This window comes from Anaerolineales bacterium (genome assembly GCA_015075625.1).
Lineage (GTDB): Bacteria > Chloroflexota > Anaerolineae > Aggregatilineales > UBA2796 > UBA2796.
In genome coordinates, this window is the sequence record JABTTZ010000002.1 from 274,675 (window position 1) to 301,668 (window position 26,994).

Consider the following 26,994-nt stretch of genomic DNA (forward strand, 5'->3'; position numbering starts at 1 on the left):
TACAATTGAATCTGATCATTGCCTGTGTGGGGATATTTTTCCATCCCAAACACAGCACAGTGGTTACCTGTGTCGTGGGCGAGGGCGTTCCTCGCCAATCAGTGCAAATCCTGTAGTGAAGGATCAAACCGCAAATGTCCAAGAAAGTGTTAACCCTGTCTTTTATTTTGTTGGCGGTGGTAGCGATGATCGCTGCCCCCATCCACGTTGCTGTGGCACAAGACCCCACGCCAACGGAAGAACCGCTGCCCTCCACCGAGGGTGTGTTGACGGTTTGGGTCAACCTTGAACGCGCTCCGATTATCGAAGCGGCGGGCAAGGCGTTTGAGGAGAAGTATGGCATTCCGGTGCGCGTCCAGACGATGGGCTTCGGGGATGTCCGTAACAACTTCAACATTGCTGCTCCGGCTGGCAAGGGTCCCGACATCATCGCCGGTGCGCATGACTGGGTAGGGCAGCTTTACGGAAATGGCTTGCTCGCCCCGATTGAACTGACCCCCGAAGTGGCGGAGAAGTTCGACGCTGGCGCGTTGGAGTTGTTCAACTACGATGGCAAGTTGGTTGGTCTCCCCTACCAAGTGGAGGCAATTGCCATGTACTACAACAAAGACCTTGTGACGGAAGTCCCAGAGACACTTGACGAAGCCGTAGCGCTCTCCGAGGCGTTGGTGAAAGATGGTAAGGTTGAGCAAGGCATTGCCTTCCCCACCGATCCGTACCACACCTTCCCGCTTTTCAGCATGTACGGTGGCGGCGTTTTCGGACGTGACGCCGAAGGCAACTACGACCCCACGAATGTCCTCCTCGACAGCGAAGGGACAATTGCCGGGGCGATGAAGATCGATGAACTGGTGAAGGCTGGTGTTCTGCGCGACGGTGTGGACTATGGCAAGCAGTCTGACCTGTTCAAGGCGGGTAAGCTGGCGATGTGGGTGACCGGTCCGTGGGAACTCAACAACCTGCGCACTGCTGGTGTGAATTTCGGCGTGGCGAAAATCCCCGCTGGCACGCAAGCGGCTGCACCGTTCATCGGCGGGCAGGGCTTCATGGTCAACGCCTTCAGCAAGAACTTGCTCTTGGCGCAGGCGTTCCTGACCGAGTTTGTGGCGTCTGACGAAGTGCAAGACGCGCTCTTTGATGCCGCACCCGGGATCAGTGCTTGGCTGGCGACCCGCGAATCGAAGAAGGACGATGATCTGAGCATGTTCGCCCTTTCCGTTGCCGATGGGCAGCCCATGCCGACCATCCCCCAGATGGCAGCATTCTGGTCAACCGCAGGCAACGCAGTGACCTTGATCTACCAGCAGAAGGGTGACCCGGCAGAGATCATGAAAGAAGCTGCCACCGCTGCCCGCGAAGAAATCGCAAAATCGAAGTAACGACCATCTGATGTAAGGTTCTGTAAAGCGATGGGTCGGGTAGAGGCAACTTTACCTGACCCATTTTTATATCTAGGTTAGGGTGGTTTAGTTATGAAACTGTCACCGTTATCAACCCCGGCATTGATCACCCGCGTGGTCTTGCTCGGTCTTTTCAATGTGTCTGCCCTTTGGTTAGCTATCACGCTTGGCAGTCGGATGAGCGTGTTTTTAGGTATTCTAATCGGCATCTTCGCGCTCGTGACGAATATTGTTTTCATTGATGATCGGTTGTTTCCCTGGCGGTGGATCGTCCCAGCCTTTGCCGGCATGGTGTTACTCGTCTTGTACCCTATTGGCTACTCCCTGAGCGTAGCCTTCACCAACTATGGCGACAACCACACCTACGATAAAGGGCGTGCCATCCAGATTATCACCGGACAAGGGTATATCGAACCCGCTGAGCCGCGCACCTTTCAAACGTACATCTATACGCGGCAGTTGGAAAAACCAGCCCTCACGGACTTCCGATTCTACTTGATTGACCAAGATGGCAATGCCTTTGTGGGCAAGGTCGATGAGGAAAAGCTGACGCCAGCGGCTGAGGTCGAGCTAGGCGAAAAAGACGCCAATGGCGTTCCAGCGACGATTTCCGGCGAATTCAAGAAAGTGCCGCCACAGACCTTCAGCCAAACACTGCAAGGGCTAACGCTCAACGACCCACCCTATCAAGTCCAATTGACGACTCTCCAACTCCTTCAACAGCGCTTTTTAGCAAAGCGTCTGGAACAGCGTTACATCTATGACGAAGCGGCAGATACAATCACCGATAGGCAAACGGGCGAGGTCTATACCCCTGAGCGCGGCACATTTATCAACCGCGTCGGGGAAACGAAGAAGGAACTTAGCCCCGGCTTTTACATCTTCTTGGGGTTGGATAATCTGACAAGCGTCGTCACCGATCCGCAAATTCGCGGTCCATTCTTCATGATCTTCATTTGGACGATTAGCTTTGCGCTAGGGAGTGTTGTCAGCACCTTTGCCTTAGGACTGCTCTTTGCCCTTTTGCTGAATGCCAAACAACTCCCTTTCCGAGTGATCTTCCGTTCTCTGCTCATCTTGCCCTATGCTATTCCCTTTTGGCTCAGCGCACGGACGTGGCAGGGGTTATTGGGCAACAACGCCCCGGTGAACAACATCGTTGTTGGGCTAATGGGGCGTCCGCAGGGATCGGTAAACCTGTTTGCCGACCCCACCGCGGCAAAACTGGTGGTCTTGTTTGTGAATCTCTATTTAGGCTTCCCCTACATGATGCTGATCTGCTTGGGGGCGCTTCAGAGCATCCCTTCGGATATGTACGAAGCAGCGGTGATTGATGGGGCGGATGATCGTCAGCAGTTCCAATTCATCACGCTGCCCTTGCTGCTTTTGGCGGTAGGACCGCTCCTCATCGCCAGCTTTGCCTTCAATTTCAACAATTTTACGCTGATCGAACTGCTGAACGGGGGCGGACCTCCGATGAGTGCCGGCGGTGTGGCAGGGCATACGGATATTTTGCTCTCGTATACCTTCCGTTTGGCGTTTGGGGGAAGTCGCGGGGCGCAGTATGGCTTTGCTGCCGCTATTGGGATATTTATCTTCGTGATCGTCGCCTCGATCACCTTTATCAATTTCCGCTTCACGCGGCAGTTGGAGGAGGTCTCCAAAAATGTCTAGCCTTGCCCGTTCTGCCCCCCAAAAACTGCCTCCGGCAAAGACTGGCATGGTTGTCGCCGGGCGCGGTTGGCGCTTGGTGATGCGCTATGCCATCTTAAGTATCGGTGTGCTTTTCGCCATCTACCCAATCGTCCTCTTGGTGTGGGCGTCTGTCGATTCGCGAAACAGCGTCACCGCCGGAATCAACCCAGAGTTTTTCACGACAGGGAATTACACCCGCTTGTTTAGCAGCCCACAAACACCGATTCTAAAATGGTTGGGGAATTCCGTGTTCGTCTCAGGGACAAGCACATTGATTACTCTCACCCTGACCACACTCGGCGCGTATTCCTTCTCCCGCTACCGTTTCAAATATCGCCAAGCCAGTTTGCTAGGGACGTTAATCATTCAAATGTTCCCTAGTGTGGTGGCGCTCGTCGCCTTTTACCTGCTGCTCCAGCAGATTGGGGAATTCATTCCCTTTCTGGGCTTAAATTCGCTCGGCGGGCTGATCCTGATTTATTCAGGGGGGGCGCTAGGAGCGGGCGCATGGCTGATGAAAGGCTACTTCGATACCGTCCCCCGCGATCTGGATGAGTCGGCACAGGTGGACGGAGCAACCCATTGGGTGACCTTCACTCAAGTGATCTTGCCACTGGTACGCCCAATTTTGGCGGTGACGGCGATCTTGAGTTTCATTGGAACGTTCAACGATTACCTGCTGCCGCGTGTTTTGATCAGCGATCAAGAGAGCTACACGCTCGCCGTTGGCTTGGCAAACTTCATCTCCGGGCGCTTCACGACGGAATGGGGGGTTTTTGCGGCAGGGGCGCTTTTGGGGACGCTGCCGATTATCTTAATATTCATCGCCTTGCAGTCGCAGATCGTTAGCGGTCTGTCGTCCGGTGCGGTGAAGGGGTGAGATGAGTGACCCCGACGCTATAAATCGTCGGGCTAAAGCTTGACCACCCCGATGGGGCGTGAAAACCCTAACCCCTTTCCCGTAAATATCTGAGGAGAAGGCATTCTCCCCCTTTCTCTGTCTGCGAGGAAAGGGGGCAGAGAGGGTTTGGGGTTCATAAAATCACCTTTCTGACGGACGACTAGGCTCTGTTGACATTGTAATTCCCGTAGGGGCGCCATGCCTTGCGCCCATCGCCGTCCGTGAGCGCCCGCCGCTAAAGCAGCGGGCTATGAGTAGCCACCCCTGCGGGACTTGGAAACCCTAATCCCCAGTCTGACCTGTTCTGAACCACTCCGGGTGGGTCATGACATTTGGCGTTTAAAGTGATGATGACCCGCACTGTGTGCGCCGCCTTAGTTCCTCCATACTAAAAGCGTAAAGGCATGTGACGCCTCAGCACATGCGCCATGATGCCCTTGCCATATTCGGCTGGCGTTTACCACGAATTACCTTTACGGAATACCCGTATGGACCCCAAAATACCCATTCCCAACCCTGACGACAAACGGTGGCGGCTTGTGGTGGCGAAAATGCGCCATCACGGATTTGCCCCAGAAGCCCTTATCGAAACCTTACACGCTGTTCAAAGCGCCTTTGGCTATTTAGATACGACGGCGCTGCGTTTCGTCGCAGCCAGTTTGCGGATTCCTCTCAGCCGCGTATATGGAGTGGCAACCTTCTATAACGTCTTCATTATGAAGCCGCAAGGGGAGCATACCTGTGTAGTCTGCTTAGGGACAGCCTGCTACATCAAAGGCAGCGCCGAGGTCTTGGCGGAAATTCAACGCACCAACCACCTTGCCCCCGGCGAAACCACCCCAGATAAAAAAGTGTCGTTGGTCATTGCCCGCTGTCTGGGGACGTGTGGCATAGCCCCTGTCGCCACTTTTGATGGCGATGTGATCGGCAAAATCAGCCCCCAACAGGCGGTATCCAAGATTGAGGAGTGGCTTACCCCTTGAACACAGAAGACCTTCATCAACTAGCAGCGGAAGAAACCAAACGGCTGCAAAGCGCGAAGCACCGGCTCTTTGTCTGCATGGGAACAGGGTGTCTCTCGGCACACAGCGATCAGGTGAAGGCTGCGTTGGAACAGGCAGTGGAAAATCAGGATCAAAAACCACACTGCCACGTTGTCAGCGGGGGCTGTCAGGGCTTGTGCGCCTCTGGTCCGATGGTTGTGGTTGAGCCGCAGGGGACACTCTATCAGCACGTACAGCCCGACGACGCGCCGGAAATCATCGAACGCCTTGATCGAGCGCCGCTTGAACGGCTTATTGACACGCAGAACACGGCGTTTTTCCAACGCCAAAAGAAAGTTGTCTTGAATCTTGAGGGCAAGATAGACCCCGAACGGATTGAAGCCTATATTGCCGTTGGCGGCTATGCTGCTCTGCTCCACGCCCTGACGGAAATGACGCCCGCCGAAGTGCTTGAACAAGTCACGCGCAGCGGGCTGCGCGGACGCGGCGGGGCGGGCTATTCCACCGGACTCAAGTGGAGTACGGTTGCCAAAGCCCGCAGCGAACACAAATACGTTATTTGCAATGGCGATGAGGGCGATCCCGGCGCTTTCATGGATCGCAGTGTCATGGAAGATTATCCGCACCGGATCATCGAGGGGCTTGCCATTGCCGCCTATGCCATCGGCGCAGACAGCGGCTACATCTACGTGCGGGCAGAATACCCCTTGGCGGTGAAGCGTTTGGGGCTGGCAATTCGCCAAGCGCAAAAATTGGGGCTGCTTGGCAATGCCATCGGCGGCACACCCTTCAATTTCCATCTCGATATTCGGATGGGGGCAGGGGCGTTCGTCTGCGGGGAAGAAACGGCGCTGATCGCCTCTATTGAAGGGGGGCGGGGGACACCGCGTCCGCGCCCGCCCTACCCGGCAACCTCCGGCTTATTCGGTTATCCCACGCTGATCAACAATGTGGAAACCTTTGCCAATATCGCAGAGATCATCACGCATGGTAGCGATTGGTTTGCCCAGATTGGCACGGAAAAAAGCAAAGGGACAAAGATTTTTGCGCTGACGGGGAAGATCAACAACAGCGGACTCATCGAAGTTCCTATGGGGATCACCCTACGCGAGATCATTTATGAGATTGGCGGCGGCATCCCTAATAACCGCGCCTTCAAAGCCGTGCAGACGGGCGGTCCCTCTGGCGGCTGTATGCCTGCCGCCCTTTTGGATAGCCCCGTCGATTATGAATCGCTTCAGCAAGCCGGATCGCACATGGGATCGGGCGGCATGATCGTCATGGATGAAACCTCCTGCATGGTCGATGTTGCCACCTATTTCATGGAATTTTGCATGACAGAATCCTGTGGCAAGTGCATCCCCTGCCGCGTCGGCACAGCCCAAATGTACGATTTGCTCCTGAAGATTACGCATGGCGAGGCAACCCTTGATGACCTTGCCATGCTCGAAACGCTGTGTGAGATGGTGAAGGCAACCAGTCTGTGCGGGTTGGGGCAAGGTGCGCCAAGCCCTGTTCAAAGCACGCTGCGCTATTTTCGAGAGGAATACCTCGCCCATATTGTTGAAAAACGCTGTCCGGCAGGCGTTTGCAAGATCAAGACGCGGGAGGGGGCAAGGGCATGACAAAGATTGTCACACTGAAGATCAATGATCGGGATGTCAGCGGGCGTGATGATGAAACAATCCTGGACATTGCCCGCGAAAACGGCATGTTCATTCCCACTTTATGTCACCTCGATGGGTTGGGGGACGTTGGCGCGTGTCGGCTGTGTCTCGTTGAAATCAAAGGGAGTTCAAAATTGCAACCCGCCTGTGCCACCCTGATTCAAGAGGGGATGGACATTCAGACGGACAGCCCCCGTCTAGCGACGTACCGCAAGCTGATTGTTCAAATGCTGTTTGTCGAAGGAAATCACATTTGCTCTGTATGCGTCTCGAACGGGCATTGCGAACTGCAAGACATGGCGCAGACCGTTCAGCTTGACCATATCGATCTCGCCTACCGCTCTCCCAAGCGGGGTGTAGACGCCTCGCACAATCTTTTTGCCTTTGATGGCAACCGCTGCATTCTCTGTACGCGCTGCGTGCGGGTGTGCGATGAGATTGAAGGCGCTCATACCTGGGACATCACCGGACGGGGCATTCACAGCGAGATGATCACCGATCTGAACCAACCATGGGGAACATCGGATACCTGCACAAGCTGCGGAAAGTGCGTTCAAGTCTGCCCCACCGGAGCGCTTTTCCAAAAGGGCAAAGCCGTTGCCGAAATGACAAAGCGCAAGGACTTTTTGCCCTACTTGGTCAGTATGCGGGAAAGGAAGAAATAGCCATGACCGCCCCTCTTGCGACGCCGCCCACAGCAAAAAAGCGTTTGGCAACAATCTGGCTGGATGGTTGCTCCGGCTGCCATATGTCCTTCCTTGATCTGGATGAGCGGCTGCTAGAACTGACCGCCCACATGGAGATTGTGTACAGCCCGTTAGTCGATCACAAGGTATTTCCCAATCACGTCGATGTGACCTTGGTGGAAGGGTCGGTGAGCAGCGAGGAGGACTTGCATAAAATTCAGCATGTCCGTGCGCACACCGGATACCTCATCTCGCTTGGCGATTGTGCCGTGACGGGCAATGTCCCTTCGCTGCGCAATCCACTTGGTGTGGGGGCAGTTATCCAGCGGGCATACCTTGAAAGCGATCTCCTTCATCCGCTGCTGCCCGATCAGGGTGTGCCAATATTGCTGCCCTTTGTGCGCCCTGTCCATGCCGTTGTGAAAGTTGATTTATATGTTCCCGGCTGCCCACCCTCGGCGGACACCATTTACTATGCCCTGAGCGAGGTCTTGGCGGGACGAACGCCCGATCTAAGCACCCGTACTCGATTTGGAAAATGACACCGAACGCTCTCACCAAGCGGCACATGGAGATCACCCCCTATGAGTCGTCAACTTGTTATTGATCCGGTCACCCGGATTGAAGGTCACTCAAAAATCACCATTCAGTTGGATGATGCCGGCAAGGTGCAAGATGCCTACTTCCATGTCACCCAGATGCGCGGCTTCGAGAAATTTTGTGAGGGGCGACCCTTTCACGAGATGCCCGCACTCATGGCACGTATCTGCGGGATTTGCCCCGTCAGCCATTTGATGGCGTCGGCAAAGGCGTGTGATGCTCTGATGCGGGTCACCATTCCCAGACCAGCAATCCATTTGCGGCGGATTATGAACCTTGCCCAAATTATCCAATCGCACGCCCTCAGTTTCTTTTACCTTTCCTCGCCAGACCTTCTTTTGGGGATGGATGCCGATCCACAGCAGCGCAACCTCTTTGGCGTAGCGGCGTTACATCCCGAACTTGCCCGCGATGGTGTGCGGATGCGCCAATTTGGGCAGCAGGTGATCGAACTCTTAGGCGGCAAACGGATTCATCCGGGGTGGGTGGTGCCGGGCGGCGTCAGCGAGGCGCTCTCCAGCGAAAAGCGGGAGACGCTCTTGGCGATGATCCCCGATGTGCTGCTCATTGCCCGCCGAACGTTGGCATGGTTCAAAGAGACGCTGGCGCGTTACCATGATGAGATTGAGAACTTCGCCAATTTTCCAAGCCTCTTTTTGGGGCTGGCAAACGCGGAGGACACCCTTGAAATGTACGATGGGCGCTTGCGGTTTGTTGATTCAGCGGGCGTCCTCGTTGCCGAAGTGGACGGTAAAGACTACCAAACGGTGATTGCCGAAGCCGTTGAACGGCAGAGCTATCTGAAATCGCCCTATTACAAGCCGCTTGGCTACCCAGAGGGGATGTACCGCGTGGGTCCGTTGGCACGGTTGAATATTGTCAAGCGCTGCGGAACGCCTCTTGCCGATGAAGCCCTTGATGAATTCCGCCAACAAGATCGCACGAGTTCGTTTCATTATCACTATGCCCGCCTGATCGACATCCTCTACAGCCTAGAGGCGATGGATCGCCTTCTGCGCGAGCATGACATTTTGGATAGTCGGGTGCGGGTGTATGCCTCGCCCAATCGTCATCATGGGGTGGGTGTCAGCGAAGCGCCACGTGGGACGCTGATTCACCACTACGAAATTGATGACAACGGGCTGATCACCCGCGCCAACCTGATTATCGCCACCGGACACAACAACCTCGCGATGAATCGTGGGGTACTCCAAGTGGCGCAGCGCTATGTGGACAGCGCACGGCTGAACGAAGGGATGCTCAACCGCGTGGAGGCGGTGATCCGGGCATTTGATCCATGCCTTAGCTGTTCCACCCACGCTATAGGGCAAATGCCGCTCCACCTTCAACTTTTGAGCGCAGACGGCAAGGTGCTTGATGAGGTGAAACGATGATCCTCGTCATTGGCTATGGAAATCCCCTCAGCAGCGACGATGGGCTTGGTCCGTATGCCGTTGAGCAGTTGGCAGCGCAAGCCGAGCAAAGACTGGCAGATAAAGTCGATTACCAGATCGTCTATCAACTGACACCGGAACTTGCCGAGCCAATCAGCCGCGCCGAATGTGTCATTTTTGTTGATGCTGCCTATAGCGCTGGCGAAACGCCCGGGACGCTCACCTGCCAGATACTACCCCCCACCGCACCACCTCTCCGCACAACGTCAGCCGCCTTTACCCACCACCTTGATGCGGCGGCACTGTTGGAAAGCGCTCAGTCTCTCTATGGGCGCCGTCCGGTGGCGTATGTGTACACCGTCACGGGGGAAACCTTTGCCTTAGGGCAGACCTTTTCCGCCGCAGTGGAGTCTGTTTTACCGACGTTGATCGATCATCTGAAAGCGAGGCTATCCCAATGCACGAATTTGGCGTTACCGAGAACATCCTTCGAGGACTTCTCAGCCAGCTTGAGCGGGAAGGTGTCACCCGCGTAGGTAAGGTTCGTTTTCGCCGCAGCAGTGCCTTTTCCGAGGATGTTTTGCGCCAGACCTTCAGCGTTCTAAGCGCCAACACGCCACTGGAAGGGGCAGACCTAGTGGTAGATATTTCTGTCCTGAACGTCACCTGTCGCTGCGGTCACCGCAGCGATGTGACCAGCGATGATCTGGTGGGGCATATGTTCATCTGCCCACAGTGTGGGGCTGTGCGCGAGATTAGCGAAGCGCACGATCTTGAACTGGTGGAAGTGATCGCGGAAACGGTGGACGCCGTTGATAGTAACCATGCCTGAACGATGGCGAGTGCTGGTACGGGGGGCGGTGCAAGGGGTGGGCTTTCGCCCCTTCATCTACCGCCTTGCCAACGCCTATGCGCTGGCGGGATGGGTTAGTAACTCCTCACAGGGCGTAGTGATTGAGGCAGAAGCGCCCCCCGACATCCTAGCAACCTTCCTTACTCAGATTGAGGCGCAAAAGCCCCCCCATAGCAGCATCCAGCGCATCACCGTAGAAAATATCCCTCCCTTAGGGATGGGCGACAAAACAGGCGTGGCGCTGTTTGAAATCCACGAGAGCCATAGCGAAGGGAACCGATCCACAATCATCCTGCCCGATCTTGCCACCTGCCCTGACTGCCTGCGGGAGATCAGCGATCCGGCGAACCGCCGCTACCGCTATCCCTTTACGAACTGCACCCACTGCGGACCGCGCTACAGCATCATCAGCGGCTTGCCCTATGACCGCCCCTACACAACGATGAGCGCCTTCACCATGTGCGAGGCGTGCCGCGCCGAATATGAGAACCCGCTGGATAGGCGCTTTCATGCCCAACCGAACGCTTGCCCCCACTGTGGACCCCATCTCAGTTTTTGGGATCGGGCGGGCGAGGTCATGGCGACTCACGATGAGGCGCTGCGCATGGCGGCAGAGGCACTCCGCAAGGGGGCGGTGGTGGCGCTGAAAGGGATGGGCGGCTTTCAACTGCTGGTCGATGCCCGCAATGAGGATGCTGTGCGGCGGCTGCGCAAACGGAAGCAACGCCTCACAAAACCCTTCGCTGTGATGATCCCCTCGTTGGCGCAGACTCAGGCGCTCTGTGAGGTGTCGGCTGCCGAAGAAGGCTTGCTCACCTCAGCCGAAGCGCCGATTGTACTGCTGCGGCGCTTGAAGCTGGTAGACTGCGATGAGCTTGCCCCTAGTCTAGCCCCCCACAACCCATACCTCGGTGTGATGCTCCCCTATACACCACTACATCATTTGCTGCTGGCGGATTTAGGCTTTCCCGTTGTGGCGACCAGCGGAAACCTTTCGGGCGAGCCGCTATGCAGCGACGCATACGAGGCACTTCAACGGCTGAAGGAAATCGCTGATTATTTCCTCGTCCATAACCGCGCCATTGCCCGTCCAATCGATGATTCGGTAGCACGTATCATGGCTGGAACACCGTGTGTTTTGCGGCGGGCGCGGGGCTATGCCCCACTGCCCATCGAACTCCCTGAATTCCCAGAAGATCAGCCCGTGACGCTGGCGGTGGGGGGGCATCTCAAAAATACAGTGGCGCTCAGCGTCGGTCAGCAGGTTTTTCTGAGCCAACATTTGGGCGATCTGGATACGCCGGAAACGCTTGCCGTCTTCCACCACGCCTTGCAGGATTGGCAAACCCTCTATGGGCAGCCCCCCACCCAAATTGCCTGTGACGCACACCCTGATTACCGCTCCACACAGGCTGCCCAAGAGATAGCACAGCGGCTTCAGGTACCACTCGTTCATGTGCAGCACCACTACGCCCATATAGTGGCGTGCATGGCGGAACATGGCTTATCTGCACCGATTTTGGGCGTGGCGTGGGATGGGACGGGCTATGGGACGGATGGTACGATCTGGGGCAGTGAATTCCTTCAGATCACGCCAAATTCGTTTGAACGCCGCACCTATCTGCGCCCCTTCAAACTGTTGGGGGGCGAAGGGGCAATCCGCGAGCCGCGCCGCGCCGCGCTGAGCCTGCTTTTTACGCTTTATGGCGAACCACGCCCCGACGCCCAGAGCGCCCGATGGGGAGGCATCCTTGGCTTTGCGCCGTCTGAGCTAAGGCTTTTGTACAGAGCGTGGGAACGCGGGCTAAACGCCCCACAGACTTCCAGCATGGGGCGGCTTTTTGATGCCCTTGCTGCGCTGCTTGGCTTGTGCAGCCGCGCTCATTTTGAGGGGGAAGCAGCGATGGCGTTGGAATTTGCCGCTGAGGGGACAACCACTGACAGATGGTATCCCTTTCCTGTGACGCCTGTCACTATCGAAAAGGGGCATAGTGGGCGCATTATAAAGGAAACCATCTTGGAGTGGGGCGCGATGATCAAGGCTGTTCTTGCTGATTTGGAGGCGGGCGTTCCCGTAGGGGAGATTGCCGTCGCCTTTCACCGGACGCTCGTTGATTTGATCGCCACCGTCGCCGCGCAAAACCAGATTGAGCAGGTTGTGATGAGCGGCGGGTGTTTCCAAAACAAACGACTTCTCGAAAGCAGCATCGCCCGCTTACAAAACGATGGCTTTCGCCCCTATTGGTCGCAGTGCATCCCCCCCAACGATGGAGGCATTGCCTTAGGGCAAATTGTGGCGGCAGGGCGACAAAGGATCACACCATGTGTTTAGCCGTCCCCGGTCAATTAATCAGTGTTGATGAAAATCCCCCGCTTATGCGCATGGGGAAAGTCAACTTTGGCGGCATTTTCAAGGATGTTCACCTTGCCTATGTGCCAGAGGCGAAGCCCGGTGATTATGTCTTGGTTCATGTCGGCTTTGCCCTGAGTATTATTGATGAAACCGAAGCGAATCGCGTGTTCGAGTATTTGCGGCAAATGGATGAGTTGGCGGAATTATTGCAGTAGCTTCGCTGATTGGACTGCAATCAGCCTTCTTACAAGGACTGCGGGCTGAATGGTTTTTGTCGCCTGACCAGCACCATCTCCCGCATCAACACATACAGCCTGATGAGAAATGCGATCAACGAATAAGGGAGCAATCTCCCTAAAAAATGCTATAGGAGGGTCGCTCGATGCGTGAACCAACGTTTATCACCCTTGATGGGAATGAAGCTGTGGCGAGGGTTGCCTTTAAACTGAACGAAGTGATTGCCATTTACCCGATTACGCCCTCATCGGCTATGGGCGAATGGGCAGATGAATGGGCAGCCAACGGGCAGCGCAACCTGTGGAACACCGTTCCAAGCGTGGTTGAAATGCAGAGCGAGGGTGGCGCAGCCGGCGCTATTCACGGCGCGTTGCAGGCAGGGGCGCTCACGACGACCTTCACCGCCTCGCAAGGGTTGCTCTTGATGATCCCCAACATGTACAAGATTGCTGGTGAACTGACGGCAACCGTCTTTCATGTGGCGGCGCGTTCGCTGGCAGCGCAGGGGTTATCCATCTTTGGCGATCACAGTGATGTTATGGCGGCACGTGCTACTGGCTTTGCCTTGCTTGCCTCAAATTCTGTCCAAGAGGCGCAGGATTTCGCCCTGATTGCCCATGCCGCGACGCTCAAAGCGCGTGTGCCATTCATCCATTTCTTCGATGGTTTTCGCACCTCTCATGAGATTGCCAAAATCGATTTGCTCGACGATGATGACGTGCGGGCAATGATCGATGATTCCCTTGTTTTGGCGCACCGCGCCCGCGCCCTCTCGCCCGACCGCCCCGTACTGCGCGGGACAGCGCAAAACCCCGATGTTTACTTCCAAGCGCGGGAGACGGTCAATCCCTATTACGCGGAGTGTCCAGGCATTGTCCAAGAGGCGATGGATCGTTTTGCCGCCCTGACCGGACGCCAGTATCGCCTCTTTGACTATCATGGCGCACCAGACGCCACACATGTCATTGTCCTGATGGGGTCGGGGGCAGAAGCTGTTCACGAAACGGTTGATTATCTGCGTGGTCAGGGCGAAAAGGTCGGTGTGCTGAAAGTCCACCTCTATCGCCCCTTTGATGTGCAGTGCTTTGCGGCGGCACTTCCCCCGACGGTGGAGCGTCTTGCCGTCCTTGACCGCACCAAAGAGCCGGGCAGCGCCGGCGAACCGCTTTATGTTGATGTTCTGACGGCGCTTTACGAAGTGGGGCGCACGGGAATCACCGTTGTTGGCGGGCGTTACGGGCTTTCCTCCAAAGAATTTAACCCGCCAATGATCCGCGCTGTCTTTGAAAATTTAGCGCAGCCTGAGCCAAAAAATCACTTTACCATCGGGATTCACGATGATGTCTCAGGAACGAGTTTGGCTTATGATCCAGCCTTTTCCATTGAACCAGAGAACGTCACACGGGCGTTGTTTTATGGGCTTGGCTCAGATGGCACAGTGGGCGCAAACAAGAACTCAATCAAGATCATCGGGGAAAGTACCGATCATTATGCTCAGGGCTATTTCGTTTATGACTCGAAAAAATCGGGGTCAATCACCATCTCGCACTTGCGCTTTGGGGCGCAACCCATCCGGGCGACCTACCTGATCACACAGGCAAATTTTATCGCGTGTCACCAAGCGAACTTCCTAGAGCGCTATGACATTTTGGCAGACCTCATGCCGCACGGCGTGTTCTTGCTGAACACCCCTTATGGGGCGGCAGATGTGTGGGATAGGCTGCCACGTCCGGTGCAGGAACATCTGCTTGCTAAAGAGGGGCGTTTTTACATCATTGATGGGTCCAAAGTGGCGCGAGAAAGCGGCATGGGTGGGCGCATCAATACGGTGATGCAAGTCTGCTTCTTCGCTATTTCCGGCGTGCTGCCCAAAGATGAGGCGATTGCCGCCATCAAACATTCGGTTGAAGAAACGTATGGCAAAAAGGGCGGCGACATTGTGGCGATGAACCTTGCCGCGGTGGATCGCACCCTTGATAACCTGATTGAAGTGCCGCTTCCCGCCGCACTCACCAGTCGCCTGAACTTGACTCCGCCAGTGGCGGCGGGTGCGTCGCCCTTCGTGCGCGATGTATTGGGGACGATGATCGCCCGTCGCGGCGATAGTCTCGCCGTGAGCCAGCTTCCGGCGGATGGGACATACCCAACAGGGACAGCGCAGTACGAAAAGCGAAACTTGGCTGAGGAAATCCCCGTTTGGGACGCCGAACTGTGCATCCAGTGTGGAAAATGTGCGCTGGTCTGCCCCCATGCAGTCATTCGCATTAAGACCTATGAGCCAGCGTCACTGGCGGGTGCGCCGGAGACCTTCAAGGCAACCGATGCACGGGATACGGAATGGAAGGGCTTGAAGTACACCATTCAGGTTTCGCCGGAAGACTGCACCGGCTGCGGGATTTGTGTCGATGTGTGTCCGGTCAAGAGCAAATCGGCGGCAAATTACAAGGCGATCAACATGCGCCCACAGCCGCCGATCCGTGCCGAAGAAAACGAAAACTGGGCGTTTTTCACCGCGCTCCCAGAACTAGATCGCCGCCTGATCAAAATCAGCAGCATCCGTCAGCAGCAGGTTCAGCAACCGCTCTTTGAGTTCTCTGGCGCGTGTGCGGGCTGCGGCGAAACGCCCTACCTCAAGCTGATCTCACAACTTTTCGGAGATCGCTCCCTGATTGCCAACGCAACAGGCTGTTCTTCCATTTATGGCGGCAACCTCCCGACAACCCCTTGGGCAAAGAACAGCGAAGGGCGCGGACCGGCGTGGGCAAATTCGCTCTTTGAGGATAACGCTGAGTTTGGCTTGGGAATGCGCGTCGCCCTTGATAAACAGATAGATTATGCCTGCGAGCTGCTCAAACGGATGGCTGGTGAGTTGGGCGAGGATGTTGTTAGCGCCCTGCTCAACGCCGACCAAACCGACGAAGCGGGCATTTACGACCAGCGTGAGCGGGTCAGCCAGCTTAAGGCAGCCCTTGAGCAGAGTACGCACCGCGAAGCGGGCTTGCTGCGCTCTCTTGCCGATGTGTTGGTAAAGAAAGATGTGTGGATCGTCGGCGGCGATGGATGGGCATATGACATTGGGTTCGGCGGCTTGGATCATGTCCTTGCCAGCGGACGAAATGTGAATGTACTGGTCATGGATACAGAGGTCTACTCGAACACGGGTGGGCAGATGTCGAAGGCAACCCCACGTGGCGCGGTGGCAAAGTTTGCCTCTGGGGGCAAGGCTGCCGGGAAAAAAGACCTCGGACTGATCGCCATGTCCTACGGGAACATCTATGTGGCGCGGGTGGCGCTTGGCGGCAAAGATGAGCAAACACTCCGCGCTTTCATTGAAGCGGAAGCCTATCAGGGTCCGTCTCTGATCATCGCCTATAGCCACTGCATTGCACACGGCATCACCATGTCAACGGCGATGAAGAATCAAAAGGCGGCGGTGGATTCCGGTCAATGGCTGCTCTACCGCTACAACCCGAATCATGTTGAGCAAGGCGAAAATCCGCTCACGCTAGACTCCAAACTACCGAAAATCCCTGTCAAAGAGTACATGGAAATGGAAAACCGCTTCAAGATGCTCCGCTTCAGCAAGCCGGCTGTTGCCAAAGAATTGGCAGCGCTGGCACAGGTGGATGTCGAACAGCGTTGGGCGCTTTATGACTACATGGCAAAGCGCGGGCTTCCCTAAATAGAAGCACACTGAAAAGGCGGGAGTGCTTATGCTCCCGCCGCTAAAGCAGCGGGCTGAAAGCAGCCACCCCTTGGGGGTTTAAAAGATATATCCACACAGGCAGTTCTACCTTCTTCACCCCCAAAGCATTTTTGCTTGTGCTTAGAGGGAACGAAAGGGAACTAAGGAGCTACGGGAATGGACTTCTCAACGACCTACCTGCGCAAACGATTACGTTCGCCGCTGGTTGTCTCTGCCAACCCTCTGACGGAGAGCATTGACAACCTAAAGATGATGGAAGATGCCGGAGCGGGGGCAATCGTACTCTATTCACTCTTTGAGGAACAACTGCGCCACGAACAACATGCCCTTCATCACCACCTGACGCATGGGACGGAAAGCTATGCCGAGGCGCTGACCTACTTTCCAGAGCCTGTTGATTATCACACGACCTCCGATGCCTATCTAGAGCATATTCGCAAGGCAAAAGAGGCGGTCAGTATTCCGATTATCGCCAGCCTGAACGGTTCGACGGCGGGTGGCTGGACGATCTTCGCTCAGAAGATCGAGCAGGCGGGCGCGGACGGGCTAGAATTGAATCTCTACTCGATCCCCGCTGACCCAGGCTGGTCGCCAGAGGAAGTGGAGGGGGGCTATCTCGTCACCGCCCAAATTGTCAAAAGCACAATCACCATTCCGGTGGCGATCAAACTCAGCCCCTTTTTCACGAACATGGCGCATTTCGCCCGCCAACTCGATCAGCTTGATATCGATGCGCTGGTCTTGTTCAACCGCTTTTACCAGCCCGATATTGATCTAGAGACAAGCAGCGTCTATCCGCACCTGATCCTGAGTACTTCGCACGATTTACGCCTGCCGCTGCGCTGGATCGCCCTGTTGTATGGGCATTTGAAGGCAAATTTGGCGGCGACGAGCGGGATTCACAGTGCGCAGGATGCGCTGAAGGCGATCATGGCGGGGGCGAATGTGACGATGATGGCATCGGCGCTGTTGAAACACGGGATCACCCATTTGGCAAAGGTGGAACAGGATATGCGTGGGTGGATGGAGCAGCATGAATATGACTCCATCGATCAGATGTGTGGGAGTGTTAGTCAGCAACACTGCGAAAACCCCTCTGAGTTTGAGCGGGTGCAGTACATGCGGGCGCTGACAACCTACTTTCCGCGCCAAGACAGTTAAGCGTTAAATAGATAGCGTAAAGGACGCCCTCGCCATGAAATATAGTGACGAATACCGTGATGCCGAGGCAGCGCAGCGCTTTGCGAAGGCAATCCATAAAACGACCACCCGCCCCTGGACGTTGATGGAAGTCTGTGGCGGACAAACGCACGCTATTGTCAAATTTGGGATAGATGAACTGCTCCCTTCCCAAATCACCTTGCTCCATGGACCGGGCTGCCCGGTGTGTGTGACTCCTGTAGAGTTGATTGACAAGGCGACGGACATTGCCCTTCAACCGGGCGTGATTTTCACCTCGTTTGGGGATATGCTGCGCGTCCCGGGCACACGGCACGATCTCTTAACCTGTAAGGCGAGGGGCGCTGATGTGCGGATGGTCTATTCTCCCCTTGATGCCCTCAAGATTGCCCAGAGCCATCCAGATCGGCAGGTCGTTTTCTTCGCCGTTGGGTTCGAGACAACCGCCCCCGCCAACGCCATGGCGGTTTACCTTGCCCATCAGCAGAGCGTGACGAACTTTTCGATGTTGGTGTCCCATGTCCTGGTCCCACCGGCAATAGAGGCAATTTTGTCCTCACCGCGAAACCGTGTGCAAGGTTTTCTGGCAGCGGGGCATGTCTGCACGGTGGTGGGCTATGAGGAATACCTTCCGCTGGCGGCAAAATACCATGTGCCTTTCGTGGTGACAGGGTTTGAACCGCTGGACATATTGCATGGCATTTACATGACAGTGAAGCAGCTTGAGGAAGGGCGTGCCGAGGTTGAGAACCAATATGCACGCGCCGTTCGCCGTGAGGGGAACACACAGGCGCAGCGCATCGTAGGGGAAGTCTTTACCGTCGTCCACCGCACATGGCGGGGCATAGGGGAAATTCCCCGCAGCGGGCTAGGCTTGCGCCCTCCCTACACCGCCTTTGATGCTGAACAGCGTTTCGGCGTTGCTGATCAGCACAGCCCAGAAAGTAGCGAATGTGTCAGCGGGCTTGTGCTGCAAGGGGAGAAAAAACCCCATGAATGTCCCGCCTTTGGTATACGCTGTACCCCCGAACACCCCTTAGGGGCGACGATGGTGTCTACCGAGGGGGCGTGTGCCGCCTATTACCGTTATCGCCGCGTTGTTCATCCCGAAACGAGCCACGCATGATCACCTCACCCGTTGATCTCTCTGAATTCGCACTCACCTGCCCGCTGCCCATCAGCGATTATCCGGCTGTCCTTTTGGCACATGGCGGTGGCGGCAAACTGACCCACCAGTTGATTGAGCGAATGTTCGTCGCAACCTTTAAGAACACCCTCTTAGATGCCCGTCATGATGGCGCTGTTCTTCCCCCGCAAGGCGGCAGGTTGGCATTTTCGACGGATTCCTATGTAGTTAAACCGCTCTTTTTTCCCGGCGGCGATATTGGCACGTTAGCTGTCACTGGCACGGTGAACGACCTCGCCATGTGCGGCGCACGTCCGGCGTTCCTCAGCGCTGCCTTCATCATCGAAGAAGGGCTGCCGATGGAAACGCTCTGGCGGGTCGTCCAGTCTATGGCGCAAACGGCGCGGTTGGCGGGCGTCCAAATTGTCACGGGCGATACAAAGGTGGTGGATCGCGGCAAGGGCGATGAGCTTTTCATCACAACGGCAGGGACGGGGATCGTTGTGGGCGATCAGGTTATTTCGCCCCGCCGCGTTCAGCCCGGCGACGCTATTGTGGTGAGCGGCGACCTCGGACGACACGGCATGGCGATTATGGCGGCACGGGAGGGCTTGGCGTTCGAGAGCGCCATTGAGAGCGACTGCGCCCCGCTGACCGACCTTGTGTTCGCCTTGCTAGAAGGCGGCATTGAGGTTCACTGCCTGCGTGATTTGACACGCGGCGGGCTTGCCAGCGCCCTGGTGGAGATTGCCGAAGCCAGCGGATGGCGTATTCATATTCATGAAAAGGCAATCGCCGTTCGCGAGGATGTGCGCGGGGCGTGCGAGATTTTAGGACTCGATCCGCTCTATGTGGCGAACGAAGGGCGCTTCGTCGCCTTTATCGCCGGAAAAGATGTTGACCGTGCGCTCAGCCTTTTGCGCCGGCAGGCGGCGGGTAAGGACGCGGCGATTATTGGCGAGGTGCAACCCAAAGCCGATCATCTTGTGACGATGCGCAGTCTGATTGGGACGAATCGCATCGTTGATATGGTCAGCGGCGAACAGCTTCCGCGCATTTGTTAAGTTCATTGACAAGGTGAAGGGGCGGGCAATCCCTCCCCACCGAATTTTAGACAGTCTGATAAAGGTAAGGATAAAGATCATGGCTAAAAAATGGATTTACCTGTTTTCCGAGGGGAACGCAGAGATGCGCGATCTCTTAGGGGGAAAAGGCGCAGGGCTGGCGGAGATGACACGAACGGGCGTCCCCGTCCCGCCCGGTTTCACCATCACCACCGATGCCTGTAACGCTTATTATGATGCCGGACAGAAGTTCCCCGCCGGACTGTGGGAGCAGGTGGTTGCCTGTGTAGGGACGCTAGAAAAACAAACGGGGCGGCGCTTTGCCGATGCCGCCAACCCGCTGTTGGTTTCCGTTCGCAGCGGAGCGAAATTTTCTATGCCCGGAATGATGGATACCGTCCTTGATCTCGGCTTGAACGCAGAGACGCTGCAAGGGCTGGCAGAGCAGACGAAGAACCCTCGCTTTGCCTATGACGCTTACCGTCGCTTCATTCAGCTTTTCGGCAAGATTGTGCTTGGGGTGGATGGCAGTAAATTTGAGCGGGCGCTGACACGGCTGAAGAAACGCCGCCTCGATTCGGAACTGACCACAGAAGAATTGATCAAGCTCTCGGAAACCTTCAAGCAGATTGTCTACGATGAAACGGGCAGCGAGTTCCCCGAAGACCCCTATGCACAGCTTGAACAAGCCATTGCTGCCGTCTTTCGTTCATGGTTCGGGCGGCGTGCCATTGATTACCGCCGTCACAACCACATTCCCGATACGCTAGGGACGGCGGTCAATGTGCAGGCGATGGTTTTTGGGAACATGGGCGGTGACAGCGCCACAGGCGTTGCCTTTACCCGCAACCCTAGCACAGGCGAAGCCGACCTGTTCGGGGAATATTTGGTGAATGCGCAAGGTGAGGATGTGGTTGCCGGTATTCGGACGCCGCAGCCAATCGCCAAACTGAAAGAGGATATGCCCGCCGTCTACGAGCAGTTCAAGGGCATTGTCAACCAGCTTGAACAGCACTACACCGATATGCAGGACGTTGAATTCACCATCGAACGCGGCAAACTGTGGATGCTCCAAACGCGCACCGGAAAACGCACAGGATTGGCGGCGGTGCGGATCGCCGTTGAGATGGTTGAAGAAGGGCTGATCAGCAAGGCAACGGCTGTGCAGCGTGTTGATGCCGAATCGCTGAACCAACTGCTTCACCCAATGCTTGATCCGCACGCCCGCGCCCAGACAAAACCAATCGGGAAAGGCTTGCCCGCCTCCCCCGGTGCGGCTGTGGGCAAGGCGGTGTTCGATCCTGATGAGGCGGAAAAAATGGCGGCGCATGGGGAGCGCATTATCCTCATTCGCAATGAGACAACCCCTGAAGACTTACACGGGATGATCGCCGCCAAAGGACTTCTCACAGCGCATGGTGGGATGACCAGCCACGCGGCGGTGGTGGCACGCGGCATGGGGAAACCGTGTGTTGCCGGAGTGGGCGAACTGCATATCAATTACGCCACCCAGACGGCTGTCCTCGGTGATACGACGCTCAAAAAAGGGGATTGGCTAACCGTCAACGGGACAAGCGGGGAGCTTTTTATTGGGGCGCTGCCCGTTGTTGACCCGATCCTTTCCGATGAATTTACCATGCTCATGGCATGGGCGGATGAATTCCGCACGATGGGTGTGCGTACTAATGCTGATATTCCCCGTGATGCGAAGATTGCCCGCCAGTTTGGGGCGGAGGGGATCGGTCTGTGCCGCACGGAGCATATGTTCTTTGAAGGGGATCGGATTACCGCCATGCGCGAGATGATCCTTGCCGATACAGAGGAGGAACGGCGGGCGGCGCTGGCGAAGATCGAACCGCTTCAGCAGGGCGATTTTGAAGGGTTGTTCCGCGAGATGGACGGGCATCCAGTGATCATCCGCACGCTTGACCCGCCGCTCCATGAATTTTTGCCGCACGGCAACAACGATATTCGGACGCTGGCAGAAAAACTTGGGCTAAGTTTTCAGCGCGTGAAAACGCGGGTGGAAAGCCTTCAAGAGGCGAACCCCATGCTTGGTCTGCGCGGCTGCCGCTTGGGGATTTTGTACCCAGAGATCACCGAGATGCAGGCGCGTGCCATTTTCAATGCGGCGGTCACTGTCCAACGGGAAGGGATCACTGTCTACCCCGAAGTGATGATCCCGCTGGTGGCAACGGTTGCCGAGTTGAAAGAACAAGCTGACCTTGTGCGCCGCGTTGCCGAGGAAGTTCAAACCCTTACGGGTGCCTCGCTGGACTATAAAATTGGGACGATGATCGAACTTCCGCGTGCGGCGTTGGTTGCTCATAACATTGCGGAGGTGGCGGAGTTCTTCAGCTTTGGGACAAACGACCTCACCCAAACGACGCTTGGTCTCAGCCGTGATGATGCAGGGCGCTTCTTGCCCATGTATGTTGATCATAAAATCTTCAGCCAAGACCCCTTCGAGTCCATTGACCAAGAAGGTGTAGGGCAGTTGGTGCGTATGGCGACAGAACGCGGGCGGGCGACGAACCCCGCGTTGGAGGTGGGCATCTGTGGTGAACATGGCGGCAACCCCGCCAGTGTGATGTTCTTTTACGATGTGGGGTTGGATTACGTCAGTTGTTCCCCCTTCCGTGTCCCCGTCGCCAAACTTGCGGCGGCGCAAGCGGCACTAGCCGCACAGGGGGCGTTGGTAAAGATCGATAAGTAACCCCCGATAACGTCCGGCGCGGTTGTGTTTCTCCAGACGAACGCGCCGGAGGGTATGTGAGCGGCTGAATTGTCCTCAGCGCCGCAGCCACCCGCCACCAGCATGAATGGCGATCACCCGCCCCGTGTTTTCGGTGATTGTCATGACGCCCTCTTGTGAGGCATTACCCTCCATCGTCGTCTGGTAGGCATATTCCGTCCCTAACGCCCATCCCAAGCGATCTCGGACGTTGGGTTGTGTTCGCCAGACTAAGCCAAACCCCCGTATCGGCTGAAGGACACCCTCTGGCGGGGTGATGCCCGGATCGCTTTCGGCGTCCCCCTCGCGGAATTGATCGGGGAAGGACGTCCACTCGCCGCCCTCATAGAGGACATAAATCCGGTTTTGACTCTGCACCCAGAGCATCAGCCCGCGTTGGAAGGGTTGTTGGGCGACCAAGCCGGGCAAGATCGCGCCGGAGGGGGGGGCGCTGGCGCAGCCCATGACTGGATCGGGAAGCGTGCCATCGGGGCAGGCAAGGGCAACGCTCAAGGTTTGTGTCAGCGGGCTTGATTCCGACCCGGCGAGGAGCGTAAAACGCACCTCGATCTTCGCCGTTTGGGGGATGGTCACTTGGAGCGTCCCCGTCCCCGGCACTACCCATGATTGATCCCGTTCACCTTCGGCAACCTCGCGGAAGATCGTCCCCATTTTGACGCCCTCTAGCGACCAGGCAAGGGTGATTGTGCTGCCCGGTTGGGTCGTTAGTGCATCAGCGGTGAAATAGTTGATGCGCACTGTGCCGCCGACAATACCTCCCCCTTCAAGGGTTGGCGTGTAAGGCAACGGAGAGGGGGCAAAGCCTAAAAGCGGCGTGGGCGACGCACCAAAGGTGGGCGTGGGGGGAATGATTTTCGTCGGGGAGGGGACGCCCGTCGGCTCAATGCGTGTGGCGGAAGGAATGGGGGTGATCGAGGGCGTCAGGGTTGGGCGGACAGTGGGCAAGATCGGCTCTACCGCCGCCCCACACCCGGCTAGGCTGAAGCCAACGATCAAGAGGCACAGTACCCCGACACAGCGCACAGGACGATGACCGGGGAAAGGCATAGCGCACACCGCTTTTAGGGTTAGTCGGCTGGTGGCGGGACGGGCAGTTCTGTTTCGGGAATGGCTTTGTATTTCTCCCCGATCTCCACCAACATACGCGGGATGCCGTCTACAATCGGGTATTTGCAGCCGCTGTCGTCGCAAACCAACCAGCAGCCATGAACAAGGCGGAGTTTGCCGGGGTCGTTGCCCTTATCTTGGTAGTGAACAGCGACAGGGCAGCGTAGAATGGCGAGAAAATCGGGCGCAATGCCTGTAGGTTTGTTGCTCATGGGTGATTCTAGTATCCATTTTAGCGCGTTTGCTTCAGATAGCCTGTCAGATTATCAAAACGTTAGAGCTTACGCAGTTGACCTTGTTTCCCCTGTAGTCATCGAAACATCGAAAGGGAATGTTTGAGGGAGCTTCCCCCTCAAACACCTCATTCCCCCTCTCTCCTCGTGGGGAGAGGGGGGTAGGCGGTGAAGGCAACTGCGTAACGTCTAAAAGTATAACGCAAGTGTAGGGTAAGCACAGAGACAAGACCTCCCACTGGCGCTCCGGCGCTTACAACAAGCGATAGAGGCGATCCGAAACGTAGAGAACGGCGACCTCCGTCCCAACTTTGGGTAATGCCGTTTTGCGAAGATCGTCGCGGTCTTCGCGCAGGATGCCGATCACCTCGCGCTGATCGGGAGTGCGGAATTTGTAATGGAGGGTCACAATGTAGCTTGCTCCGCGCTCTAACGCCTCTGCTTTTGTGATCTCCCCACGCAGCACCATGCCCCGCCGTTCAAAGTGACGGTTACGCAGGCTGATAAGGACGGCACGCCCCGTCAGGATTGCCGCTCCTGCCGCCGGCACAATGCCGATGATCAATGCCAGATCAAGATCAATGGGGATCAGTTGTTGGAAGGCAAGGGTAGATCGGCGGGGATTTTCTGGGAGGTATTTGATGTAGATCGCCGCCCCCTCGGTGAACGCCTCAAAGGTAGCGCGATCTATATCCGCCTCACCGCTGAATGATTCCCCTTGCGCGGTGGTAAAGGCAAAGGTGACCAGCCAACGATCAACTGCCCCCCGCAAGGACGTTAGTTGCGAGCGCCCGGTGACTGTGGCGGGAAGGGTAATCGCCCGCGCTTCGGCGTCGGCGCTTTGACGGACGGTGCGAACGCCCTCCAAAACTGCGCCGAAGGTACACAAGGCAGCGATCACCACCGCGCCAAGCGCCACTAACCAATGCCCCCCCAAGCTGACACGATCCCGCGCCGTCCCCTGCACGATTCCATACTGATCGTGAACGATGTATGCTGCATCCGGGTTGGGGGCAAGTTTTTTCAGTTCGTCTGCCGCGCCCCCCGTTCCCTTCAAAAGGGAGGACTGTGAAGACAGGGGCGATTTTGAGGGGGAGGCGGGTGGTTTTGCCACAATTACGCTCCGCTGATGGCTAAAATCAAGCCGGTTGGGGCGCTTAGCTGCCCTAAGGCAATCTCGCCATTCATGACGGTGTATGTCCCGCCGCCCATGACGTCACGCAAGGTAACCCCATCGGCAAGATCAGCGTGCCAAAGCGGGAGATGTACCCCCGCATCGGGGCTGCCCCCACGCCAGCCAACAACGATCAAGCGCTCTGTGGGAGACTGCCGTTGAAAGGCGATCAACCCGTCCTGTGCATAGAGAATTTGAAAGCCACCGTCACGTAGTGCTGCGGAGGTTGCTTTCAGATGCCCTAGTTTCTGGTGCAGGGCAAACAAATCTTGATCCCACCGTTCCCGCTCCCAAATCATGGTGGCGCGGTTGAACGGGTCGTTCGCTCCTTCCATGCCGATTTCGTCGCCATAGTAGACGCACGGCACGCCGGGGAAGGTGTAGAGAAGGATTGCCCCTAGCGCTGCCAAGCGGCGATCTCCTTTGCAGACAGTCAAAATCCGCGTGGTGTCATGGCTGCCCAGAAGGTTGAACTGCATCCGCGCTATAACCCAGGGAATCACACCCATAAACCGCCGCCACTGCTCTGCCATATGCTCAGCGTCAAGCACATCGGTATCGTTCCAGTCGGCGCCCCAATCTGCGCCAAGATCACCTCCGGCAAGGAAACGGCGGACGGGGAAGGTGAACCCCTGATAGTTCATCGAGGCATCTAGTTCGTCGCCCTGAAGGTGGGGTGTCCCATCGTGGAAGTGTTCGCCAATCAGGTAGGCGTTGGGCGATTCGTCTTTTACCGCCGCCCGAATTTCGCGCCCGATCTCATGACCAAGCTGCGATGCGCCCTGTTTGCCCTGCATGTTTGCCACATCTAAGCGCCAACCATCAATGCCGAAGGGTTCACGCAGCCAATGGCGCAAGACGGAATCTCCCGCGCCATAAAGCCGGCTGCGCAGTTTTTGGCTGCGGTAGTTCCACTTTACCAACGAGGGAATCCCTAGCCACGACACATAGTCGTGAGGATGGTCATTGAAGGTGAAAAACTCGTAATGAGGGGATTCAGCGCTTGCCTGAGCCTCCTGAAACCAGGGGTGAGTCCAGCCCGTGTGATTCAGCGTGACATCGAGCATAAGGCGCATCCCAACGGCATTAAGGGCGTGCCGCAAGGCAATTAGCGCATCGTCCCCGCCGAGATAGGGATCGATGCTGAAGAAGTCTACAATGTCGTAGCGGTGGTTCGTCCGTGCCGGGAAGATCGGCGTCAAGTAGAGGGCATTCACGCCAAGCTCTTGAAGGTAGTCGATCTTCTGGGTGATACCCGGCAAATCGCCGCCGTAGAAATCGAGCGTCCCGCTTTCCTGCCAGGGGAGGGGGGGATCGCCCCAATTCCGGCGCTGGGTCTTGAAGCCTCGGTTCTCCCACGCCCCTTCGGGTATGTCGTTGGCGGGATCGCCGTTGAAGAAGCGGTCTGGGAAAATCTCGTAGAAAACCGCCGTAGAAACCCATTCCGGCGTATGAAAATCTGCCAGAAGGTTAAAATCGTGGGCATCGGGGGAATCGGCACGGCTAATTCCCTGTGCATTAAGGTAATAAGCCCCTTCCTTGCTCAGCAGTTTGAAACGGTAGGGATTGCGCGGCATGGTGATCGCCATCTCTGCTGTGTAGAGAGTGGTAGCCCCCTCAGTGGTGGCGGTCATTTTCGTCGTGAGGTTTTCGCCATCGGGACAGGTGCGGAGGTAGACCGCATGAACGGGCGTCTCCCCAACAAGACGGAGGCGAATCGTCACTGTTTCACCGAGGCGTGGTGTCGGGTTGGAGACAAACAACGCCGATCCGTCGTGGTGGACTGCGGCGCTCCAATGGAAAGCGTGCGTCATGGTTTTTCCAATTCATATCAGAGAATTTGCTGAAGCCCATAATCTC

The 26,994-nt window shown here is 56.5% G+C and carries 21 protein-coding genes; 17 read left to right on the forward strand and 4 right to left on the reverse strand.

Annotation, left to right across the window (positions count from 1 at the left end):
- Positions 1-134: 134 nt before the first annotated feature.
- The 17 genes from HS103_09880 (at position 135) to HS103_09960 (ending at position 22,581) form a co-directional block, all read left to right on the forward strand.
- Positions 135-1,379: a maltose ABC transporter substrate-binding protein gene (locus HS103_09880; GenBank protein ID MBE7513108.1), complete on the forward strand. Its 1,245-nt coding sequence runs from the start codon at positions 135-137 to the stop codon at positions 1,377-1,379.
- A gap of 93 nt (positions 1,380-1,472) precedes the next feature.
- The gene (locus tag HS103_09885; GenBank protein ID MBE7513109.1) at positions 1,473-3,074 is read left to right on the forward strand and encodes an ABC transporter permease subunit; all 1,602 of its coding nucleotides are present in this window, start codon (positions 1,473-1,475) and stop codon (positions 3,072-3,074) included.
- Between the two features lie 79 nt (positions 3,075-3,153).
- Positions 3,154-3,975, forward strand: a complete 822-nt coding sequence (locus HS103_09890) for a sugar ABC transporter permease (protein MBE7513110.1) — start codon at positions 3,154-3,156, stop codon at positions 3,973-3,975.
- Between the two features lie 509 nt (positions 3,976-4,484).
- Complete coding sequence (locus HS103_09895; protein ID MBE7513111.1) at positions 4,485-4,979, forward strand: NAD(P)H-dependent oxidoreductase subunit E; 495 nt, start codon at positions 4,485-4,487, stop codon at positions 4,977-4,979.
- Positions 4,976-6,625 (forward strand): NAD(P)H-dependent oxidoreductase subunit E, encoded by a 1,650-nt coding sequence (locus tag HS103_09900; GenBank protein ID MBE7513112.1) that lies wholly within the window; start codon positions 4,976-4,978, stop codon positions 6,623-6,625. The genes HS103_09895 and HS103_09900 overlap by 4 nt, the downstream gene beginning before the upstream one ends.
- Positions 6,622-7,332 carry a bidirectional hydrogenase complex protein HoxU gene (gene hoxU / locus HS103_09905; GenBank protein ID MBE7513113.1) on the forward strand — a complete coding sequence of 237 codons (711 nt, stop codon included), beginning with the start codon at positions 6,622-6,624 and terminating at the stop codon, positions 7,330-7,332. Before HS103_09900 ends, hoxU begins: the two co-directional genes overlap by 4 nt.
- A 2-nt stretch (positions 7,333-7,334) precedes the next feature.
- Positions 7,335-7,895: an NADP oxidoreductase gene (locus tag HS103_09910; protein MBE7513114.1), complete on the forward strand. Its 561-nt coding sequence runs from the start codon at positions 7,335-7,337 to the stop codon at positions 7,893-7,895.
- A 42-nt stretch (positions 7,896-7,937) separates the two neighbouring features.
- Positions 7,938-9,347: a Ni/Fe hydrogenase subunit alpha gene (locus HS103_09915; protein ID MBE7513115.1), complete on the forward strand. Its 1,410-nt coding sequence runs from the start codon at positions 7,938-7,940 to the stop codon at positions 9,345-9,347.
- Complete coding sequence (locus HS103_09920; GenBank protein MBE7513116.1) at positions 9,344-9,883, forward strand: hydrogenase maturation protease; 540 nt, start codon at positions 9,344-9,346, stop codon at positions 9,881-9,883. Before HS103_09915 ends, HS103_09920 begins: the two co-directional genes overlap by 4 nt.
- Positions 9,805-10,179, forward strand: coding sequence for a hydrogenase maturation nickel metallochaperone HypA (locus HS103_09925; GenBank protein MBE7513117.1), 375 nt, complete (start codon positions 9,805-9,807; stop codon positions 10,177-10,179). The genes HS103_09920 and HS103_09925 overlap by 79 nt, the downstream gene beginning before the upstream one ends.
- Entirely contained in the window at positions 10,172-12,532 is a 2,361-nt protein-coding gene (gene hypF, locus HS103_09930) for a carbamoyltransferase HypF (GenBank protein MBE7513118.1), read from the forward strand. Before HS103_09925 ends, hypF begins: the two co-directional genes overlap by 8 nt.
- Positions 12,523-12,768, forward strand: a complete 246-nt coding sequence (locus tag HS103_09935; GenBank protein MBE7513119.1) for a HypC/HybG/HupF family hydrogenase formation chaperone — start codon at positions 12,523-12,525, stop codon at positions 12,766-12,768. The genes hypF and HS103_09935 overlap by 10 nt, the downstream gene beginning before the upstream one ends.
- 167 nt (positions 12,769-12,935) lie before the next feature.
- On the forward strand, positions 12,936-16,472 hold the full coding sequence (nifJ, locus tag HS103_09940) for a pyruvate:ferredoxin (flavodoxin) oxidoreductase (protein ID MBE7513120.1): 3,537 nt from the start codon (positions 12,936-12,938) through the stop codon (positions 16,470-16,472).
- A gap of 180 nt (positions 16,473-16,652) precedes the next feature.
- A complete protein-coding gene (locus HS103_09945; GenBank protein ID MBE7513121.1) occupies positions 16,653-17,657 on the forward strand; it encodes a dihydroorotate dehydrogenase-like protein in 1,005 nt (334 codons plus the stop codon).
- A gap of 34 nt (positions 17,658-17,691) precedes the next feature.
- A complete protein-coding gene (hypD, locus tag HS103_09950) occupies positions 17,692-18,801 on the forward strand; it encodes a hydrogenase formation protein HypD (protein ID MBE7513122.1) in 1,110 nt (369 codons plus the stop codon).
- Positions 18,798-19,865, forward strand: a complete 1,068-nt coding sequence (gene hypE / locus HS103_09955) for a hydrogenase expression/formation protein HypE (GenBank protein ID MBE7513123.1) — start codon at positions 18,798-18,800, stop codon at positions 19,863-19,865. The genes hypD and hypE overlap by 4 nt, the downstream gene beginning before the upstream one ends.
- Before the next feature lie 79 nt (positions 19,866-19,944).
- A complete protein-coding gene (locus HS103_09960) occupies positions 19,945-22,581 on the forward strand; it encodes a pyruvate, phosphate dikinase (protein ID MBE7513124.1) in 2,637 nt (878 codons plus the stop codon).
- A gap of 75 nt (positions 22,582-22,656) precedes the next feature.
- Here HS103_09960 and HS103_09965 read toward each other — a convergent pair whose 3' ends face one another.
- The 4 genes from HS103_09965 to HS103_09980 all read right to left on the reverse strand — a co-directional run bounded on the left by HS103_09965 (position 22,657) and on the right by HS103_09980 (position 26,948).
- Entirely contained in the window at positions 22,657-23,667 is a 1,011-nt protein-coding gene (locus HS103_09965; protein MBE7513125.1) for a hypothetical protein, read from the reverse strand.
- Between the two features lie 20 nt (positions 23,668-23,687).
- A complete protein-coding gene (locus HS103_09970; protein MBE7513126.1) occupies positions 23,688-23,939 on the reverse strand; it encodes a hypothetical protein in 252 nt (83 codons plus the stop codon).
- Between the two features lie 274 nt (positions 23,940-24,213).
- Positions 24,214-25,074 carry a hypothetical protein gene (locus HS103_09975; GenBank protein ID MBE7513127.1) on the reverse strand — a complete coding sequence of 287 codons (861 nt, stop codon included), beginning with the start codon at positions 25,072-25,074 and terminating at the stop codon, positions 24,214-24,216.
- Positions 25,075-25,076: 2 nt separating this feature from the next.
- Positions 25,077-26,948 carry a maltodextrin glucosidase gene (locus HS103_09980; protein ID MBE7513128.1) on the reverse strand — a complete coding sequence of 624 codons (1,872 nt, stop codon included), beginning with the start codon at positions 26,946-26,948 and terminating at the stop codon, positions 25,077-25,079.
- Between the last annotated feature and the right edge of the window lie 46 nt (positions 26,949-26,994).